At 68.6% G+C, this 18,788-nt stretch carries 16 protein-coding genes; 11 read left to right on the top strand and 5 right to left on the bottom strand.

Features of this window, described 5'->3' with window-relative positions; translation table 11 throughout:
* Window positions 1-78: 78 nt before the first annotated feature.
* The gene (locus OHO27_RS31115) at window positions 79-2,334 is read left to right on the top strand and encodes a protein kinase domain-containing protein (RefSeq protein ID WP_328428282.1); all 2,256 of its coding nucleotides are present in this window, start codon (window positions 79-81) and stop codon (window positions 2,332-2,334) included.
* 55 nt (window positions 2,335-2,389) lie between these two features.
* Here OHO27_RS31115 and nadA read toward each other — a convergent pair whose 3' ends face one another.
* Window positions 2,390-3,574: a quinolinate synthase NadA gene (gene nadA, locus OHO27_RS31120; protein ID WP_328428283.1), complete on the bottom strand. Its 1,185-nt coding sequence runs from the start codon at window positions 3,572-3,574 to the stop codon at window positions 2,390-2,392.
* 328 nt (window positions 3,575-3,902) lie between these two features.
* Between nadA and OHO27_RS31125 the strand changes: the two genes are divergently transcribed.
* Complete coding sequence (locus OHO27_RS31125; protein ID WP_093827773.1) at window positions 3,903-4,259, top strand: iron-sulfur cluster assembly accessory protein; 357 nt, start codon at window positions 3,903-3,905, stop codon at window positions 4,257-4,259.
* Between the two features lie 88 nt (window positions 4,260-4,347).
* On the opposite strand, the gene OHO27_RS31130 is transcribed toward OHO27_RS31125, so the two are convergent.
* Both OHO27_RS31130 and OHO27_RS31135 read right to left on the bottom strand, forming a co-directional pair.
* Window positions 4,348-6,240: a hypothetical protein gene (locus tag OHO27_RS31130; protein WP_328428284.1), complete on the bottom strand. Its 1,893-nt coding sequence runs from the start codon at window positions 6,238-6,240 to the stop codon at window positions 4,348-4,350.
* A 206-nt stretch (window positions 6,241-6,446) separates the two neighbouring features.
* Entirely contained in the window at window positions 6,447-6,656 is a 210-nt protein-coding gene (locus OHO27_RS31135) for a hypothetical protein (protein WP_328428285.1), read from the bottom strand.
* A gap of 131 nt (window positions 6,657-6,787) precedes the next feature.
* Here OHO27_RS31135 and OHO27_RS31140 point away from each other — a divergent pair, with 131 nt between their 5' ends.
* Window positions 6,788-7,762 carry a carbohydrate kinase family protein gene (locus OHO27_RS31140; RefSeq protein ID WP_328428286.1) on the top strand — a complete coding sequence of 325 codons (975 nt, stop codon included), beginning with the start codon at window positions 6,788-6,790 and terminating at the stop codon, window positions 7,760-7,762.
* A gap of 27 nt (window positions 7,763-7,789) precedes the next feature.
* On the opposite strand, the gene OHO27_RS31145 is transcribed toward OHO27_RS31140, so the two are convergent.
* Window positions 7,790-9,166: a cysteine desulfurase/sulfurtransferase TusA family protein gene (locus OHO27_RS31145; RefSeq protein ID WP_328428287.1), complete on the bottom strand. Its 1,377-nt coding sequence runs from the start codon at window positions 9,164-9,166 to the stop codon at window positions 7,790-7,792.
* Between the two features lie 282 nt (window positions 9,167-9,448).
* On the opposite strand from OHO27_RS31145, the gene ctaC reads away from it, so the two are divergent.
* The 4 genes from ctaC (at window position 9,449) to OHO27_RS31165 (ending at window position 13,938) form a co-directional block, all read left to right on the top strand.
* Complete coding sequence (ctaC, locus tag OHO27_RS31150) at window positions 9,449-10,414, top strand: aa3-type cytochrome oxidase subunit II (protein WP_328428288.1); 966 nt, start codon at window positions 9,449-9,451, stop codon at window positions 10,412-10,414.
* Window positions 10,411-12,150 (top strand): aa3-type cytochrome oxidase subunit I, encoded by a 1,740-nt coding sequence (gene ctaD, locus OHO27_RS31155; RefSeq protein ID WP_328428289.1) that lies wholly within the window; start codon window positions 10,411-10,413, stop codon window positions 12,148-12,150. The genes ctaC and ctaD overlap by 4 nt, the downstream gene beginning before the upstream one ends.
* Window positions 12,147-12,545, top strand: a complete 399-nt coding sequence (locus OHO27_RS31160; protein WP_328428290.1) for a cytochrome c oxidase subunit 4 — start codon at window positions 12,147-12,149, stop codon at window positions 12,543-12,545. Before ctaD ends, OHO27_RS31160 begins: the two co-directional genes overlap by 4 nt.
* A gap of 130 nt (window positions 12,546-12,675) precedes the next feature.
* Window positions 12,676-13,938, top strand: a complete 1,263-nt coding sequence (locus tag OHO27_RS31165) for a L,D-transpeptidase (protein ID WP_328428291.1) — start codon at window positions 12,676-12,678, stop codon at window positions 13,936-13,938.
* A 39-nt stretch (window positions 13,939-13,977) separates the two neighbouring features.
* On the opposite strand, the gene OHO27_RS31170 is transcribed toward OHO27_RS31165, so the two are convergent.
* Window positions 13,978-14,379, bottom strand: coding sequence for a hypothetical protein (locus OHO27_RS31170; RefSeq protein WP_328428292.1), 402 nt, complete (start codon window positions 14,377-14,379; stop codon window positions 13,978-13,980).
* A 145-nt stretch (window positions 14,380-14,524) separates the two neighbouring features.
* Between OHO27_RS31170 and ctaE the strand changes: the two genes are divergently transcribed.
* From ctaE to qcrB, 4 genes are all read left to right on the top strand, one after another.
* The gene (ctaE, locus tag OHO27_RS31175; protein ID WP_328428293.1) at window positions 14,525-15,145 is read left to right on the top strand and encodes an aa3-type cytochrome oxidase subunit III; all 621 of its coding nucleotides are present in this window, start codon (window positions 14,525-14,527) and stop codon (window positions 15,143-15,145) included.
* A gap of 80 nt (window positions 15,146-15,225) precedes the next feature.
* Window positions 15,226-16,038, top strand: coding sequence for a cytochrome bc1 complex diheme cytochrome c subunit (qcrC, locus tag OHO27_RS31180; RefSeq protein WP_328428294.1), 813 nt, complete (start codon window positions 15,226-15,228; stop codon window positions 16,036-16,038).
* A complete protein-coding gene (qcrA, locus tag OHO27_RS31185; RefSeq protein WP_328428295.1) occupies window positions 16,035-17,084 on the top strand; it encodes a cytochrome bc1 complex Rieske iron-sulfur subunit in 1,050 nt (349 codons plus the stop codon). Before qcrC ends, qcrA begins: the two co-directional genes overlap by 4 nt.
* Window positions 17,081-18,718, top strand: a complete 1,638-nt coding sequence (gene qcrB / locus OHO27_RS31190; RefSeq protein ID WP_328428296.1) for a cytochrome bc1 complex cytochrome b subunit — start codon at window positions 17,081-17,083, stop codon at window positions 18,716-18,718. The genes qcrA and qcrB overlap by 4 nt, the downstream gene beginning before the upstream one ends.
* The last annotated feature ends 70 nt before the right edge of the window (window positions 18,719-18,788 follow it).

An 18,788-nucleotide genomic window follows, 5' to 3' on the forward strand; every position in this document is an offset into this window, starting at 1 on the left:
GGTCCTCGCCCGGACCAAGCCGTCCCCCCGTTACGTATCCTGAGCCCTCGAACTGCATGACGGGGGAGGGTTCCGGGCGTGCTGCTGCACAGGGACGATCCGAAATCGGTCGGCGGCTACAAGCTGGTCGACCGGCTCGGGTCCGGGGGCATGGGGGTCGTCTACCGGGGCAGGTCACGCTCGGGACGTGAGGTCGCCGTCAAGGTGGTGCACTCCCAGTACGCCGAGGACCCCGTCTTCCGCGCCCGCTTCCGGCAGGAGATCGAGGCGGTCCGCAAGGTGAGCGGCGCCTTCACCGCACCGGTGGTGGACGCCGACCCGGAGGCGGTACGGCCCTGGATGGCCACCCAGTACGTGCCCGGGCTCTCCCTCGCCGCCCGGATCGGCGACCAAGGTCCGCTGAAGGGCGCCGAGTTGCGGCGGCTGACGCTCGGTCTGGTGGAGGCGCTGCGGGACATCCACCGGGCGGGGGTGGTCCACCGGGACCTCAAACCCGCCAACGTTCTCATCGCCGACGACGGCCCGCGTGTCATCGACTTCGGCATCTCGCGTGCGGCCGAGGACCACAAGACCCTCACCGAGACCGGGCAGATGATCGGCACCCCGCCGTTCATGTCTCCGGAGCAGCTCACCGACGCCCGTTCGGTGGAGCCGGCTTCCGACGTCTTCTCCCTCGGCGCCCTGCTGGTCTTCTCGGTCACGGGCCGGGGCCCCTTCGACGCGGACAGCCCCTACCTCACGGCCTACCGGGTCATCCACGACGCCCCCGTCCTGGACGGCGTACCGCAGGCTCTCCGGTCGATCCTGGAGCGCTGCCTCGCCAAGGAACCGGCGGACCGGCCCGAACTGGGCGAACTGGCAAGGGCGTTCGTGGCCGCGCTGCCGGAGGCGGGTCCCGACGACCAGCCCACCGTGACGCTGCGCACGGAAGAGATGGCCCTGGTCCGGACCCGGCCCGCCGCGGTCGCCGGCCCGGTCGCCGAGGTTCCCGGCCGGCCACACAGTCGTGTACGCCCGCTGTGGGCCACGGCCGGCACGGTCGGTGCCCTCACGCTCGGCCTGACCGGATACCTGCTGATCGGGCCCGGACAAGGGGACGACGACGCCCGGACGGGAGCCGGCACCGCCGCGTCCGCGCCTTCCCGATGGGCGGGCATGCCGGCAGGCTGGAAGCCCTGGCAGACGACGGTGGACGCCACTGCCGCGCACGGCGTGAAGAAGGGGTCGGCCGGCGGGACCGGGTTGGGAGACGGCCCGGAATGCCGGCTGTACGAGGGTGCCGTCTACTGCGCGGGTGACGGTGTTCTGCCCATGCGCCTCGACGGGCTGACCGGACGGATCGACTGGCGCGCCGACGTCCTGCCCCCCGGCCGGCGCCAGGGGACGTACACCTTCTCCGTCCTCGGTCTCGTGGATGACGCGATGCTGGTCCAGCAGGACTTCACCCCCGTCGCCGGGGAGGCGTCGAGCACGACGGTCGCCGCTCTGGACACCGGGACCGGTGAGCGGCTCTGGCATCGGAAGGCGGCGAGCAGCGGGATGTCCCCGGCGGTCTCCGGCAGCCTCGTGGTCATGCCGGCCGACGGCGCTCGCGCGGTGACCGCCCGTTCGGCACGCACCGGCGCCGAGCGTTGGACGACACCGCTGCCGGCGGGGCAGTACTGCGACGCCCAGGGCGTGGACGAGGCCCTCCGGCTGGAGTGCGTCGCCGAGTTCACGCCTTCCCAGAGCATCCTGCTGATGGAGCTGGACCGGGCCGACGGCTCGGCGCGGCGAGTGAAGGTGCCCAACCGCGGAACGCTCGTGGGGACCATCGACGGCCGGCTGCTCTACGTCGACCCGGCCGAGGACGAGGAGCGGAACGTCCCGGCGGGCGAAGAGGGGCCGTTCTCCAGTATCCGGCTGGTGGACCCGGAGACCGGTGAGGGCCGTTCGACGAAGCTGGCGGAGGAGTTCGAGGGCGTTGTGACGCTCGGGGACGGCACACTGTGGTTCGTCACGTCCTCCGGCCAGGTGAGCGCCGTGTCGGTCCGGACGGGCGAGCGGCTGTGGCAGACCGCGACGAGTCTGGAGACGCCCAGCGGCGTCACCCACGACCCGCGCGCTCGTGCGGTCTACCTGTCCAGCGCAAGCGGTCGCGTCGCCGCCCTCGACACGAAGAAGGGCACGCTGCTGTGGGAGACCCTGCCGCGTGCCCGACGGGTGACGAACGCGGGCAGCCGGTCGCTGCCCGAGGTGATGGTCCGTGAGGGCTCCCTGATCGCCGCCACCCCGGACGGTGACCTCTTCACCGTCGACCCCGCCCACCCCGACCGGAAGCCCGTGTCGGGGTGAGCGCCTGAGGCCGGCGTGCGCGACGCCGTACTCCGCGCAGCGACCACCGACATACCTACGGCAGCGCCAGCATCCGCTCCAGCGCCAGCTTCGCGAACGCCTCGGTCTCCTTGTCGACCTCGATCCGGTTGACCAGGTTGCCCTCGGCCAGTGACTCCAGCGTCCAGACCAGGTGGGGGAGGTCGATGCGGTTCATGGTCGAGCAGAAGCAGACCGTCTTGTCGAGGAAGGCGATCTCCTTGCCCTCCGGCGCGAAACGGTTCGCCAGCCGGCGGACCAGGTTCAGCTCCGTGCCGATGGCCCACTTCGAGCCGGCCGGGGCGGCCTCCAGGGCCTTGATGATGTACTCCGTCGAGCCGACGTAGTCCGCCGCGGCCACGACCTCGTGCTTGCACTCCGGGTGGACGAGGACGTTGACGCCCGGGATGCGCTCGCGCACGTCGTTCACCGAGTCGAGGCTGAAGCGGCCGTGCACCGAGCAGTGGCCGCGCCAAAGGATCATCTTCGCGGTGCGCAGCTCGTCCGCCGTCAGCCCGCCGTTCGGCTTGTGCGGGTTGTAGAGGACGCAGTCCTCCAGGGACATGCCCATGTCCCGCACGGCGGTGTTGCGGCCGAGGTGCTGGTCGGGCAGGAACAGGACCTTCTCGCCCTGTTCGAAGGCCCAGTCCAGGGCCCGCTTTGCGTTGGACGAGGTGCAGATCGTGCCGCCGTGCTTGCCCGTGAACGCCTTGATGTCCGCGGACGAGTTCATGTACGAGACGGGCACGACCTGCTCGGCTATTCCGGCCTCGGTCAGCACGTCCCAGCACTCGGCGACCTGCTCGGCCGTCGCCATGTCGGCCATCGAGCAGCCGGCGGCGAGGTCGGGCAGGACGACCTTCTGGTCGTCGGACGTCAGGATGTCCGCCGACTCGGCCATGAAGTGCACGCCGCAGAACACGATGTACTCGGCCTCCGGGCGGGCGGCCGCGTCCTTGGCCAGCTTGAACGAGTCACCGGTCACGTCGGCGAACTGGATGACCTCGTCGCGCTGGTAGTGGTGGCCGAGCACGAAGACCTTGTTCCCGAGCTTCGCCTTGGCCGCGCGGGCGCGCTCGACCAGGTCCGGATCGGACGGCGAGGGAAGGTCGCCGGGACACTCGACGCCACGCTCGCTCCTCGGGTCGGCCTCACGGCCGAGGAGCAGCAGGGCGAGGGGCGTCGGCTGTACGTCGAGCTCCTGGGTCTGGGCGGTGGTCACGACACGCACCCTTTCTGTTCTGCGGCTCGCCGGGACCGGGAAAGTCCGGAGCCGGCGGGTCAAGCGGGACACCTTCTTCGACTTCTCGTCGAATTGACGTTATCTATCATAACCGGTTCACGTCAGTTTGACGATGTCCATCATGTCGATGTGACGTGAATCCCGGTGCCGGGGCCGCGTATTCCCGAATCGGTCGTTTTCCGCTTCGGGTGCCGTGTGCGAGCATGAAGAAGGACCGAAAGACAAACGCCCGGCCCGGAATGAATCCGCGGCCCCGTCGGTTGCAACCGTCGGCAAGCAGTCTCCGTACAACCCGGGAGAGATGTAGATGTCCGTATCGGACGAGACCAGCACCGTCACCGACGGCATCATCCTGTCCGACGCCGCCGCGGCGAAGGTCAAGGCGCTGCTCGACCAGGAAGGCCGTGAGGACCTGGCCCTGCGCGTCGCCGTTCAGCCCGGTGGCTGCTCCGGCCTGCGCTACCAGCTCTTCTTCGACGAGCGCTCCCTCGACGGCGACGTCGTCAAGGACTTCGGCGGCGTGAAGGTCGTCACCGACCGCATGAGCGCCCCGTACCTGGGCGGCGCGTCCATCGACTTCGTGGACACCATCGAGAAGCAGGGCTTCACGATCGACAACCCGAACGCGACCGGCTCCTGCGCCTGCGGCGACTCCTTCAGCTGACCCGGCCGAAACCGGCTGACCCAGCCGAAACGCGAGAAGGCGGCGACCCCCTCCGACGGGGCCGCCGCCTTCCCGTGTCCGGGGGCCTTTACCGCGCCCCCGACGTCTCCGGCCGGACCGTGCCCGGCTTCTCCAGCGGGACGTCCTGCCCGTCCGTGCCCACGACCTTGCGGTCCCCGAGCGGCTTGTCCAGCTGCACGCTCTTGTGGAACACCTTGGCGATCAGGATGCAGACCTTGTCCGGCTGCGACGTCTCGGTCACCCGGACCGTCACCTCGTCGCCGCTCTCGCTCGCCGTCACCTTGTAGTCGGCGCACACACCGCCCGTGAAGGCCACGGTCAGCTCCCTGCCGTCGACGGTGTAGCCGTCCACACCCACGTTCCTCGTGACCGGCGCCGACGTCGACTCGTCCTTGGGTCCGGACGGCCGCGGGCTCGGCTGAGCGGGCGGCTCCTGGGACGGCGTGGTCGACACCAGGTACTTCGGGTCGATCGCCGGATGCGTCACGGTGAAGCTGTCCTTCGCGCCCGGCGCCCGCACCTCGAACAGCCAGGACGGCACCAGCGCCTGCCGCGTGTCGACGTAGTGCGAGGCGAGCCCGAACACGGCCTTCTCGACCGTGAGGGTGTCCTTGGCCGGCGTGCCCGCGCCGGTATCGGTCCCCCGACCGGGCGAAGCCTCCGAACCGGAGGAGCCGCAGGGCGCCTCATCGCGGTCCTTCAGCGGTACGGGGCTGGCGCAGCCGCCGATGCCCATCCGGCCGTCGGTCCCCGGCGCCGCGTTCATCAGCCCGAGCGTCTTCTCGGCGTCCAGCACGGGGTACGTGTCCCCCTTCACCGGGGCCGCCAACTGGCCGCTGCCGCCGACCACTTCGCCCAGGGTGTTCACGGTCACCCCGGTCGTCCAGCCGTACGTGGGCAGACCGCCGACCACAGGGCTCGCGTTGACGACCCGCCGGCCGCCCATGAGCTGGCTCGCGTCGAGCTTCGCGTCATCCTGACCCACCGCCTTGAGGACCGGCGCGGCGGCCTTCTTCGCGGCGGCCTCGCTCACCGGGTCGCCCCCGGGGTCGGCCGAGTCCTTCGAGCAGGTGGTGGCGGACCGGCAGTCATCGGTGCCGGGTGCGTAGCTGTAGAAGGTCCAGGTCCCGGGCGCCTGCTTGTTCACCTGGAGGCTGGGCCCCGTCCCGTCCTTCGCCCCGACCCGCCAGGTCTGCCCCTGCGCGACCGGCGACCCGTCCACCCCGAGCGCGTCGGCCAGCCGGGCCACGGCGTCGGCACCGACCTCGCCGCCGGCCCGGTACACGGGCGCCGAGCCGGGTCCGTCCGCCAGGTCCCCGTCGGCCTTGTAGGTGACGCCGTACGGGTTCGGCTCGCCGGGCGCGATGCCGTTCGTGCCGCCGCCCTCGGTGTAGCCGTCGAGGTGGAGTGGCGGGGGAGTGTCCTCGTCGGCGGCCCCGGACGTCGTACCGCCGTCCGAACCCCCGGACGCGTTCGCGGCGAGGTAGGCCCCGCCGCCTCCGACGAGCAGTACGGCGGCGGCGACCGACGCGATGATCGCGGGGGAGCGGCGTCGGCTCGAACCGCCGGCTCCGTCGTCATCGGCAGCGGCACGGGCGGCAGCGGTGGGATCCGGTCCGGCGGAGCTGGTCGGCTCCGAGTCCACAGCGGCAACGGGCGCCGCTGCCTCCGCGTCCCCGGCCTGCTCCCCACCGGCGGCGCCGCTGTCGCTTTCCGCACCGTCGCGCTCGCCGTCGGTCCGGCCGGCCTCGGCGTCGCGCCCGGTCCCGCCGTCCTCCGCCTCGCCGTCGGACTCGTGGCCCCCGGCATCGCGCTCGCCCCCGGCTCCGGGAACGGCGGTGCCGTCCGCCACGGCGCCGGACGCCTCGGTACCCGCGGCGCCCTTCTCCTGCCGGGTGCCCTGCTCCTCGGCGGAGCCGTCGGCGCCCGTGTCGTCGTTCTCGGGTCGCTCGGTGTTCACCGCATCGCTCCTTCGGCTGCGCACATGTCCCATGACCCTGACCCGACCCTGTCAAAGGGGAGGGTCTGCCGGGTCGTATCCCGCATCCCCTTTACGGGGGACAGCGATGGGACGCAGCGGGGGAGCGCACGGTTCCCTGAAGGGCGCCGATTGAGCCGCCGGAATTCGATCGGCCGGCGTAATCCGGATGGATGGCGTCGTTTCGATCAGTCGCCGTAGTCCGACATCGCGTCCACCAGCCGCGCCGACCTCGGGGGCACGGTCACCCCGTGGATGAGTGACGGGGAGACCGGGCGGGACAGGACGCGGTCGGGAGCGGCCCAGTGGGGAGCCATCCGCGCGCAGTCACCGAGCAGCGACGCCAGGCCGGCCTCCAGGCCGGCCTGAGTGGTGGCGCGGACCTCGAATTTCGTCATAGCGGCACCGTAGGCACGTGGACACCCGCGAAGAAAGATCTACTATCGGGTAGTTTTGACTGCTTCAGAGTCCAGGTCACGAACGGTAGCGTGAACTGTCAACCCATCCTCTTCGCAGGAGACTCCACGCCGTGCGCATCGCAGTCACCGGCTCCATCGCCACCGACCACCTCATGACCTTCCCCGGCCGTTTCACCGACCAGTTCGTCGCGGACCAGATGCACACGGTCTCGCTGTCCTTCCTGGTCGACAACCTGGACGTACGCCGGGGCGGCGTAGGCGCGAACATCGCCTTCGGCATGGGTCAGCTGGGCACGAAGCCGATCCTCGTCGGCGCCGCGGGCTCCGACTTCGACGAGTACCGGGCCTGGCTTGACCGGCACGGCGTCGACACCGGGTCGGTCCGCATCTCAGAGACCCTGCACACCGCCCGCTTCGTCTGCACCACCGACGCCGACCACAACCAGATCGGCTCCTTCTACACCGGTGCGATGAGCGAGGCCCGCCAGATCGAGCTGAAGACCGTCGCGGACCGCGTGGGCGGCCTCGACCTGGTCCTCATCGGCGCCGACGACCCCGAGGCCATGCTCCGCCACACGGAGGAGTGCCGCTCCCGCGAGATCCCCTTCGCCGCCGACTTCTCCCAGCAGATCGCCCGCATGAACGGCGACGAGATCCGCATACTGCTGGACGGCGCGACGTACCTCTTCTCGAACGAGTACGAGAAGGGCCTCATCGAGTCCAAGACCGGCTGGAGCGACGCGGAGATCCTCTCCAAGGTCGGCCACCGCGTCACCACCCTCGGCGCGCGGGGCGTGCGCGTCGAGCGGGACGGCGAGGACCCGATCGAGGTCGGCTGTGCCGAGGAGGAGCGCAAGGCCGACCCCACGGGTGTCGGCGACGCCTTCCGCGCCGGGTTCCTGTCGGGGCTGGCGTGGGGTGTGTCCCTGGAGCGGGCCGCGCAGGTCGGCTGCATGGTCGCGACGCTGGTCATCGAGACGGTGGGCACGCAGGAGTACCAGCTGCGGCGGGCGCACTTCATGGACCGGTTCACCAAGGCATACGGGCATGACGCGGGTGAAGAGGTCCGGACGCACCTGGGCTGATCCCGCGGCAGTTCGCCGACAGGGCGTTCAGGCCACCCGGCGGACGAGGTACGCCGTTCCTCGCTCCGCCGGCTCCTCGCCCATGTACTCCTGCCCCCGCATCTCGCACCACGCCGGGATGTCCAGGCGGGCCGCCTCGTCGTCGGCGAGGACGCGCACGGTGCCGCCGACCGGTACCTCGCCGATGACCTTGGCAAGCTCGATGACCGGGAGCGGGCAGAGCTTGCCGAGGGCGTCCACGACCAGGACGTCCTCCCGTACGACCGTGCTGGGCACCGGCGCCCCCAGCTTCTCCCGCACCCCCGCCACGGCAGCCGGCAGCACCTCCAGGAACCGCTCGACGTCCTCCTCCGCCGTCCCGAACGCCAGGGACACCCGCACGTTCCCCTCGCTCAGCACGCCCATCGCCTTCAGCACATGGCTGGGCGTCAGCGTGCTGCTCGTGCAGGACGAACCCGAGGAGACCGAGAACCCGGCGCGGTCCAGCTCGTGCAGCAGGCTCTCCCCGTCCACATAGAGACAGGAGAAGGTGACGATGCCGGGCAGCCGCCGCCCCGGATCGCCGACCACCTCCACATCCGGCACCAGCTGCGGCACCCGCGCCCGGATCCGCTCCGTCAGCTCCCGCAGCCGTACCGCCTCTTGGGCCGCCTCCGCCTGCACGGCACGCAGCGAGGCCGCCGCGGCGACGATCGCCGGGATGTTCTCGAACCCGGGGACCCGCCCCGACTCCCGCTCGTCCGCCGGCCCTTGCGCGGCGAACCGTACGCCCTTGCGCACGACGAGCAGCCCGACCCCCGACGGACCGCCCCACTTGTGGGCACTCCCGGTCAACACCGACCAGGCGCCCTCGACGCGCCCCCACCCCAGCGACTGCGCCGCGTCCACCAGCAGCGGCACCCCGGCCTCCTGGCACAGGGCGGCCGCCTCCGCCACCGGCTGCTCGGTCCCCACCTCGTGGTTGGCCGACTGCAGACACGCCAGCGCGGTGTCCGCCCGAAGCGCATCCGCATACGTAGGTACGCCCACCGCCCCCGCACGATCCACCGCCACCCGAGTGACCGTCCCCCCGTCGCCCTCGTGCGCGTCAGCCGCATGGAGCACAGAGGAGTGTTCGACCGCAGACACGATCAGGTGGCGTCCGACGCGCCGCCGCCCCGCCAACACCCCGGCGACACCCGAGTGGACGGCTTTCGTCCCCGATGAGGTGAACACCAACTCGTCGGCCCGGCACCCCACAGCCTCCGCAGCGGCCTCCCGAGCCGCGTCCAGCAGCATCCGCGCCCGCCGCCCTTCCCGGTAAAGACGGGCAGGATCGGCCCACCCCTCATCAAGGGAGGCCTGAAGGGCCTGCCGGGCAACAGGATGAAGAGGAGCACTGGAAGCAGCGTCGAAGTAACTCACACAGCAACGCTAGAACGTCCGGCACCAGGAGCGCCCCAAAGGGGCGCGGGGCTGTGACATCTACGGCTCGCCGCGGGGCGCGATCTGCGACAAACAACCCGCAGCCGCCAAACAAGCGAACCACCCCACCCCATAGGCACCCCTCCCCGCGAACCCTCGGAGAGCGTCGGCTAGGGTTTGGTCCGCATAAACATCCAAACCCCTGCCCGACGCAGGGCGGCGACCGACCAGCGAGAAGGCCGCAGCCGATCCGCGCGGGCGAGACTCTCGGGAAGGCGCTACGTGAGTCCCAACGGCTCCGACCGCTCGCCGCGGCGCCCGATGCGGCGGAAGCTGCTGCAGGCAATGACTGCGGGCCTGGTCCTGGCTACAGCCACCGGTTGCTCGTACAACTGGGAGGACTTCCCCCGTCTTGGTATGCCCACCCCGACCACGGAAGAGGCTCCGCGGATCCTCTCCCTGTGGCAGGGGTCGTGGGCGGCCGCGCTCGCCACAGGCGTGCTGGTCTGGGGCCTGATCCTGTGGAGCACCGTCTTCCACCGGCGCAGCCGCACCAAGGTCGAAGTTCCTCCGCAGACCCGGTACAACATGCCGATCGAGGCGCTGTACACGGTGGTCCCGCTCATCATCGTCTCGGTGCTCTTCTACTTCACGGCCCGCGACGAGACGAAGCTGCTCAGCCTCAAGGACAAGCCCGACCTCACGGTCAACGTTGTGGGCTATCAGTGGAGCTGGGCCTTCAACTACGTCCAGCCCGTCGACGGTTCCACGGGTAATGCGAAGACCGACAAGAACCTGGCGGCCATTCCGGACCGGTTCAAGGAGGACTTCCCGGCGAACGCGGGCGGTGTCTACGACGCCGGTACCCCCGGCAGCCGGAACCCCCAGACGGGCAACCCCGGCCCCACCCTGTGGCTGCCCAAGGGCAAGACGGTCCGCTTCGTCCTCACCTCGCGTGACGTCATCCACTCCTTCTGGGTGGTGCCGTTCCTGATGAAGCAGGACGTCATCCCGGGCCACACCAACGCCTTCGAGGTGACCCCCAACAAGGAGGGCACCTTCCTGGGCAAGTGCGCCGAGCTGTGCGGCGTCGACCACTCCCGGATGCTGTTCAACGTGAAGGTCGTCTCCCCCGAGCGCTACGAGCAGCACCTCAAGGACCTCGCCAAGAAGGGGCAGACCGGTTACGTTCCCGCCGGCATCGCGCAGACGAGCCACGAGAAGAACCGGGAGACGAACAACCTGTGAGCATCCTCAACGAACCCCAGGGTGCCGCGGCAGCAGCTGAGGACTCGTACGAGAACGAGCTGCCGGTCCGGCGCAGGCAACCCGGCAACGTCGTGGTCAAGTGGCTCACCACCACCGACCACAAGACGATCGGAACGCTGTACCTCGTCACGTCGTTCGCGTTCTTCGTGATCGGCGGCGTGATGGCGCTGTTCATGCGCGCCGAGCTCGCCCGGCCGGGTCTGCAGATCATGTCGAACGAGCAGTTCAACCAGGCGTTCACGATGCACGGCACGATCATGCTGCTGATGTTCGCGACGCCGCTGTTCGCCGGCTTCGCGAACTGGATCATGCCGCTGCAGATCGGCGCGCCGGATGTGGCGTTCCCGCGGCTGAACATGTTCGCCTACTGGCTGTACCTGTTCGGCTCGCTCATCGCGGTCGGCGGCTTCCTCACCCCGAGCGGCGCGGCCGACTTCGGCTGGTTCGCCTACAGCCCGCTGTCGGACGCGGTCCGCAGCCCGGGCATCGGCGCCGACATGTGGATCATGGGTCTGGCCTTCTCCGGCTTCGGCACCATCCTCGGCTCGGTCAACTTCATCACCACGATCATCTGCATGCGCGCCCCCGGCATGACCATGTTCCGCATGCCGATCTTCGTGTGGAACGTGCTGCTGACGGCCGTCCTGGTCCTGCTCGCCTTCCCCGTCCTCGCGGCGGCACTGTTCGCGCTGGAGGCGGACCGCAAGTTCGGCGCCCACATCTTCGATGCCGCCAACGGCGGGGCCTTGCTATGGCAACACCTCTTCTGGTTCTTCGGCCATCCAGAGGTGTACATCATCGCCCTGCCATTCTTCGGAATCATTTCCGAAGTGATTCCGGTCTTCTCCCGCAAGCCGATGTTCGGCTACATGGGTCTGATCGCGGCGACCATCGCGATCGCGGGTCTGTCCGTGACGGTGTGGGCGCACCACATGTACGTCACAGGCGGCGTACTACTGCCGTTCTTCTCCTTCATGACGTTCCTCATCGCCGTACCAACAGGCGTGAAGTTCTTCAACTGGATCGGCACGATGTGGAAGGGCTCGTTGTCCTTCGAGACACCGATGCTCTGGGCGGTCGGCTTCCTGATCACCTTCACCTTCGGTGGTCTGACCGGTGTCATCCTGGCCTCACCGCCACTGGACTTCCACGTGTCCGACTCGTACTTCGTCGTCGCCCACTTCCACTACGTCGTCTTCGGCACCGTCGTCTTCGCGATGTTCGCCGGGTTCCACTTCTGGTGGCCGAAGATGACCGGCAAGATGCTCGACGAGCGCCTGGGCAAGATGACCTTCTGGACGCTGTTCGTCGGCTTCCACGGCACCTTCCTGGTGCAGCACTGGCTCGGTGCCGAGGGCATGCCGCGTCGTTACGCGGACTACCTCGCGGCCGACGGCTTCACCGCCCTGAACACGATCTCGACGATCAGCTCGTTCGTGCTCGGCGCGTCGCTGCTGCCGTTCTTCTACAACGTGTGGAAGACCGCCAAGTACGGCAAGAAGGTCGAGGTCGACGACCCGTGGGGCTACGGCCGCTCGCTGGAGTGGGCGACGTCCTGCCCGCCGCCGCGGCACAACTTCCTCACTCTGCCGCGGATCCGTTCCGAATCCCCGGCGTTCGACCTGCATCACCCTGAGATCGCCGCTCTCGACCAGCTCGAGAACGCCCCTCACGGTGAGAAGGCTCTGGCTGGTGGCAAGGAGGCCGGCAAGTGAAGATCCAGGGCAGGATGTTCATGTGGCTGAGCTTCTTCGTGCTCGCCATGGCGGTTGTCTACGGCGTCTGGTCGAAGGAGCCGGCCGGCACCACGGCCCTCTTCCTGGCCTTCGGTCTGTGCATCATGATCGGCTTCTACCTGGGCTTCACCGCCCGGCGGGTCGACGCGGGTGCGCAGGACAACAAGGAAGCGGATGTGGCGGACGACGCCGGCGAGGTCGGGTTCTTCAGCCCGCACAGCTGGCAGCCGCTCTCCCTCGCGGTCGGAGGCGCCCTCGCCTTCCTGTCGATCGCGATCGGCTGGTGGCTGATGTACTTCTCGGCGCCGCTGATCCTGATCGGCATCTGGGGCTGGGTCTTCGAGTACTACCGCGGTGAGAGCCGCACCCAGTAACACGAGCTGAGCTCATAGGGGCCCGGACATTCCGTCAGGAGTGTCCGGGTTCCTTCGTTTGCCGTAGCCACGATCACCCGTACGCCTTATCCGGCGCGCCGCGGCCGACGCTGCTTCCTAGCGTGAGGCCATGAGCAGAAAACCGAGCAAGGGCCCCGTCATAGGTTGCACGCTCCTGCTGATCGCGCTCGGCGCGAGCGCCGCCGGCTGCAGCAGCGACGGCAACCCGCTGTCCGCCGAGCCGTACGACGCGGCCGACCAGATCGCCTTCAACGGCCCCGCGGGCGACGGCAAGAAGGCCGACCCCGACAAGCCCCTGGAAGTCACCGCCGAGGACTCCGACGGCCGTATCACGGACGTCACCGCCAGGGACGCCGCAGGACGCTACGTCGCGGGCGAACTCTCCGCCGACGGCACCCGCTGGCACAGCACCTCTCCGCTCGCCGCCAACGCCCGCTACACGGTCCGCGTGAGCACCGAGGACGAGGACGGCGCCCCCGGCCGCAAGGTCCTCACCTTCGACACCAGCAAGCCGACTTCCAAGAAGCACCTGACGGTGACGTTCGGCCCCAAGGCCGGCACCTACGGCGTCGGCCAGCCCGTCACGGCGGAGCTGAGCCAGCCCATCAAGGACCGCAACCAGCGGGCGATAGTCGAGCGGGCCCTCAAGGTCGACTCCGCGCCCGCCGTCGAGGGCAACTGGCACTGGGTGGACGACAAGAAACTCCACTACCGTCCCAAGGAGTTCTGGCCCGCGAACGCCACCCTCCAGGCCCGTAGCAACCTGGAGGGCATCAAGGTCAGCGACCGTCTGTGGGGCGGCAAGGCCAAGCCGCTGCGCATCACCACGGGCGACCAGGTCATAGCCGTCACGGACGCCGCGTCCCACCAGCTGACGCTGTACCGCAACGGCGAGGAGGTCAGGTCCATACCGGTCACGACCGGCAAGCCCGGCTTCGAGACCCGCAACGGCGTCAAGGTCGTACTGGGCAAGGAGTACTTCGTACGCATGCGCGGCACGAGCATCGGCATAGCCGAAGGGTCCGCGGAGTCCTACGACCTACCGGTCTACTACGCCACCCGTGTGACCTGGAGCGGCGAATACGTCCACGCCGCCCCCTGGTCGGTCGGCTCCCAGGGCGCCGCCAACGTCAGCCACGGCTGCACCGGCATGAGCACCGCCAACGCCGAGTGGTTCTTCGACAACGTCCGCGAGGGCGACATCGTCAAGGTCATCAACTCGTACGGCAACACCATGGAACCGTTCGGCAACGGCTTCGGGGACTGGAACCTGGAGTGGAAGAACTGGCGCGACGGAAGCGCCCTGGTGGGCGGCACCCCGGACGGCCCCAGCCCGTCGGAACGGGCAAGGCTGAGGCCGCAGAGCGTCTGAATCGCCAGGCGTCTGAATCGCCAGGCCCGGCAGGCTTCCTTACGCGCTCTGAAGCCTCTGCGTGCGCAACAGGGAAGCCAGCGCCCCCGCGAACTCCACCGGCTCCACAGGCAGCGTCACAGCCGCCTCGGCCCGGCTCCACGTGGCGAGCCACGCATCCTGCGGCCGCCCGATCAGCAGCAGCACCGGCGGGCAGTTGAACACCTCGTCCTTGATCTGGCGGCAGACCCCCATGCCCCCCATGGGCACGGCCTCACCGTCCAGCACACAGACGTCGATGCCCCCCTTGTCCAGCTCACGCACCACCGCCTCGGGCGTCGCGCACTCCAGGAACTGCACCACAGGCACGTCCGGTGCGGGCCGGCGCCCGGTGGCCAACCTCACCTGCTCGCGGGTGTTGGAGTCGTCGCTGTAGACCAGCACCGTGGCGGTCGGCTGCATTGTTCCTCCGTGACGTCAGCGTCGTAAGGACAGGCCCGTTGGGCCGGATGCTACTCCCTTGAACACCACGTCAACACCGGTACGGATGGGGAAGACACTCCGAACGGCACCCCCCGGAGTGAGGGCGGGATAAGCGACCGACATAATGTCGGTCGTGGCGACAGCAACGACAGTAGACAAGGGTCACGCGCACCCGTCGGTCAACCGACCGAACCTCACCAGCGTCGGAACCATCATCTGGTTGAGTTCCGAGCTGATGTTCTTCGCGGCCCTCTTCGCGATGTACTTCACCCTGCGATCGGTGACCGGTCCGGACTTCTGGCATGAGAAGGCCGACGCCCTGAACTTCCCGTTCTCGGCGACGAACACCACGATCCTGGTGCTTTCCTCCCTCACCTGCCAGCTCGGCGTCTTCGCCGCCGAGCGCGGTGATGTGAAGAAGCTCCGGGGCTGGTTCATCGTCACCTTCATCATGGGTGCGATCTTCGTCGGCGGTCAGGTGTACGAGTACACCGAGCTGGTCAAGCACGAGGGCCTCTCGCTCTCGTCCGACCCGTACGGCTCGGTCTTCTACCTGACCACCGGCTTCCACGGCCTGCACGTGACGGGCGGTCTGATCGCCTTCCTGCTGGTCCTCGGCCGCACCTACGCGGCCAAGAGGTTCACGCACGAGCAGGCGACCGCCGCGATTGTCGTGTCCTACTACTGGCACTTCGTCGATGTCGTCTGGATCGGCCTTTTCGCCACGATCTACATGATCAAGTAGCCGGGCCCGATCCCGCGCGCGTTCCACGAACGCACCTGACAGAAGCATCGACGCAGAAGATCCTGACACCGGGGTAATCCGTGAAAAAGCTCTCCGCACGACGACGCCATCCGCTGGCGGCGGTCGTCGTCCTACTCCTCGCGCTGGCGTGCACGGGAGGGGTGTACGCCGTGTTCGCGCCCGCGGGCAAGGCACAGGCCGAGGAAACCGCTCAGTCCCTCACCATCGAGGAGGGCAAGAAGCTCTACACCGTCGGCTGCGCCAGCTGCCACGGAACCGGCGGTCAGGGCACCTCCGACGGTCCCAGCCTGGTGGGCGTCGGCGCCGCCTCCGTCGATTTCCAGGTCGCGACGGGCCGTATGCCGGCCGCCACCTCGCAGGCCGCCCAGATCCCGGCGAAGAAGAACATCTACTCGCAGGCCGAGATCGACCAGCTCGCGGCGTACATCGCCTCGCTGGGCGCCGGTCCGACCGTCCCGACCGAGGAGCAGTACGGCCCCGAGGGCGCGGACATCGGCAAGGGCGGCGAGCTCTTCCGTAACAACTGCGCCCAGTGCCACAATTTCACCGGCAAGGGCGGCGCGCTGACGAAGGGCAAGTTCGCCCCGACCCTCGAGGATGTCGACCCGAAGCACATCTACGAGGCCATGCAGACCGGCCCGCAGAACATGCCGTCGTTCCCCGACACCACGCTGTCGGAGCAGAACAAGAAGGACATCATCGCGTACCTGCACGCGGTCAACAGCGACGAGACGGTCAACCCGGGTGGTCTGGAGCTGGGCGGCCTCGGGCCGGTCAGTGAGGGCCTCTTCGCCTGGATCTTCGGGCTCGGTGCACTGATCGCGGTCGCCGTCTGGGTCGCCGCTCGGACCGCAAAGGCCAAGAAGTCATGAGTAGCCAAGACATTCCAGAAGAGAACCTGCCCGCTGAGCAGGACGCCCACGTCGCGGTAGCGGACGAGAAGAACCCCTTCGCCGACCCCGGCCTGCCGCCCCACGAGCACCGGATCCAGGACATCGACGAGCGGGCCGCCCGGCGGTCCGAGCGCACGGTGGCCATGCTGTTCACGGTGTCGATGCTGGCCACCGTCGGCTTCATCGCCTCGTACGTCGCGATCCCGCACGACAAGTCGATCTTCGTCTTCCCGATCGGTCACCTCAACGCGCTGAACTTCGCGCTGGGTCTGACCCTCGGCGGGGCGCTGTTCTGCATCGGCGCGGGGGCGGTCCACTGGGCCCGCACCCTGATGTCCGACGTGGAGGTCGCCGACGAGCGGCACCCGATCGCGGCCGAGCCCGAGGTCAAGGCCAAGGTCATGGCCGACTTCAAGCAGGGCGCCAAGGAGTCCGCGCTGGGTCGCCGCAAGCTGATCCGCAACACGATGTTCGGAGCGCTGGCCCTGTTCCCGCTCTCCGGCGTCGTCCTGCTGCGTGACCTCGGCCCGCTGCCCGGGACCAAGCTGCGCCACACGCTGTGGTCCAAGGGCAAGCTGCTCGTCAACATGAACACCGACGAGCCGCTGCGCCCCTCGGACGTCGCGGTCGGCTCCCTCACCTTCGCCAAGCCGGAGGGCCTGGAGGAGCACGACCACGACTTCCAGAACGAGATCGCCAAGGCCGCCCTGATGATCGTGCGGATCCAGCCCGCCGACATCAAGGACAAGCGCGAGCTCGAGTGGTCGCACGAGGGCATCGTCGCGTACTCGAAGATCTGCACCCACGTCGGTTGCCCGATCTCCCTGTACGAGCAGCAGACGCACCACGTGCTCTGCCCCTGCCACCAGTCCACCTTCGACCTCGCCGACGGTGCCCGAGTGATCTTCGGCCCGGCCGGGCACGCCCTGCCGCAGCTGCGCATCGGCGTGAACGACGAGGGCTACCTCGAGGCGCTCGGCGACTTCGAAGAGCCCGTCGGTCCTGCATTCTGGGAGCGCGGATGAGCACGACAGAGACCACGGAGTCCCGCTCGCGCGGGAAGGCACCGGCCGGCGAGCGCGTTGCCGACTGGGCCGACGGCCGACTGGGGATCTACTCCCTCGCCAAGGCCAACATGCGCAAGATCTTCCCCGACCACTGGTCGTTCATGTTGGGCGAGGTCTGCCTCTACAGCTTCATCATCATCATCCTCACGGGTGTGTATCTGACGCTGTTCTTCCACCCGTCGATGAACGAGGTGGAGTACCACGGCAGTTACGTCCCGCTGCAGGGACAGCTCATGTCGGAGGCGTTCAGCTCGACGCTGCACATCTCCTTCGACGTGCGCGGTGGTCTGCTCATCCGGCAGATCCACCACTGGGCCGCGCTGATCTTCCTGGCCGGCATGTTCGTGCACATGATGCGCGTGTTCTTCACGGGCGCGTACCGCAAGCCCCGTGAGATCAACTGGCTGTTCGGCTTCCTGCTGTTCGTCCTGGGCATGTTCACCGGTTTCACCGGCTACTCGCTCCCGGACGACCTGCTCTCCGGCACCGGTGTGCGCTTCACCCAGGGCGCGATCCTGTCCATGCCGATCGTCGGCACGTACATCTCGTTCTTCCTCTTCGGCGGCGAGTTCCCGGGCGTCGACTTCGTGGCCCGGTTCTACTCGATCCACATCCTGCTGCTGCCGGGCATCATGCTCGGCCTGGTGGTCGGCCACCTGATCCTGGTCTTCTACCACAAGCACACGCAGTTCGCGGGCCCCGGAAAGTCCAACAAGAACGTCGTCGGCATGCCGCTGCTGCCGGTCTACATGGCCAAGGCCGGAGGCTTCTTCTTCCTGGTCTTCGGTGTCATCGCGGTCATCTCGGCGGTCGCGCAGATCAACCCGGTCTGGGCCATTGGCCCCTACCGTCCGGACGTGGTGTCCACCGGCGCCCAGCCCGACTGGTACATGGGCTTCGCCGAGGGTCTGGTCCGCTACATGCCGGGCTGGGAGGTCAACTTCTGGGGTCACACGCTGGTTCTCGGCGTGTTCATCCCGCTGGTGCTCTTCGGTCTGGTCCTGATGGCGATCGCGGTCTACCCGTTCATCGAGTCCTGGGTCACCGGCGACAAGCGCGAGCACCACATCCTGGACCGCCCGCGCAACGCCCCGACGCGTACCGCGTTCGGCGTCGCCTGGGTCACGGTGTACATGATCGGCCTGGTCGGCGGTGGCAACGACCTGTGGGCCACCCACTTCCACCTGTCGATCAACGCGGTCACCTGGTTCGTCCGGATCGGCTTCTTCGCCGGACCGGTCCTCGCGTTCATCATCACCAGGCGGATCTGCCTCGGCCTGCAGCGCCGGGACAAGGACAAGGTGCTGCACGGCCGCGAGTCGGGCATCATCAAGCGCCTGCCGCACGGTGAGTTCATCGAGGTGCACGAGCCGCTCAGCCAGGACGCGCTGCACACCCTCACCGCGCACGAGCAGTACAAGCCGCTCGAGATCGGCCCGACGGTCGACGAGAACGGCGTCGAGCGCAAGGTGAAGGGCTCCGAGAAGCTGCGCGCCAAGCTCAGCAAGTCGTACTTCGGCGAGGACGGCCAGATCCCCAAGCCGACCGTCGACGAGTACAAGGAGATCACCAGCGGCCACGGCCACCACTGACGCTGCGACTGCTACGCCACGGTTGAGGGCCCCGTCCGTTGTACGGACGGGGCCCTTCGCCGTGCCCCGG

Source organism: Streptomyces sp. NBC_00443, assembly GCF_036014175.1.
Lineage (GTDB): Bacteria > Actinomycetota > Actinomycetes > Streptomycetales > Streptomycetaceae > Streptomyces.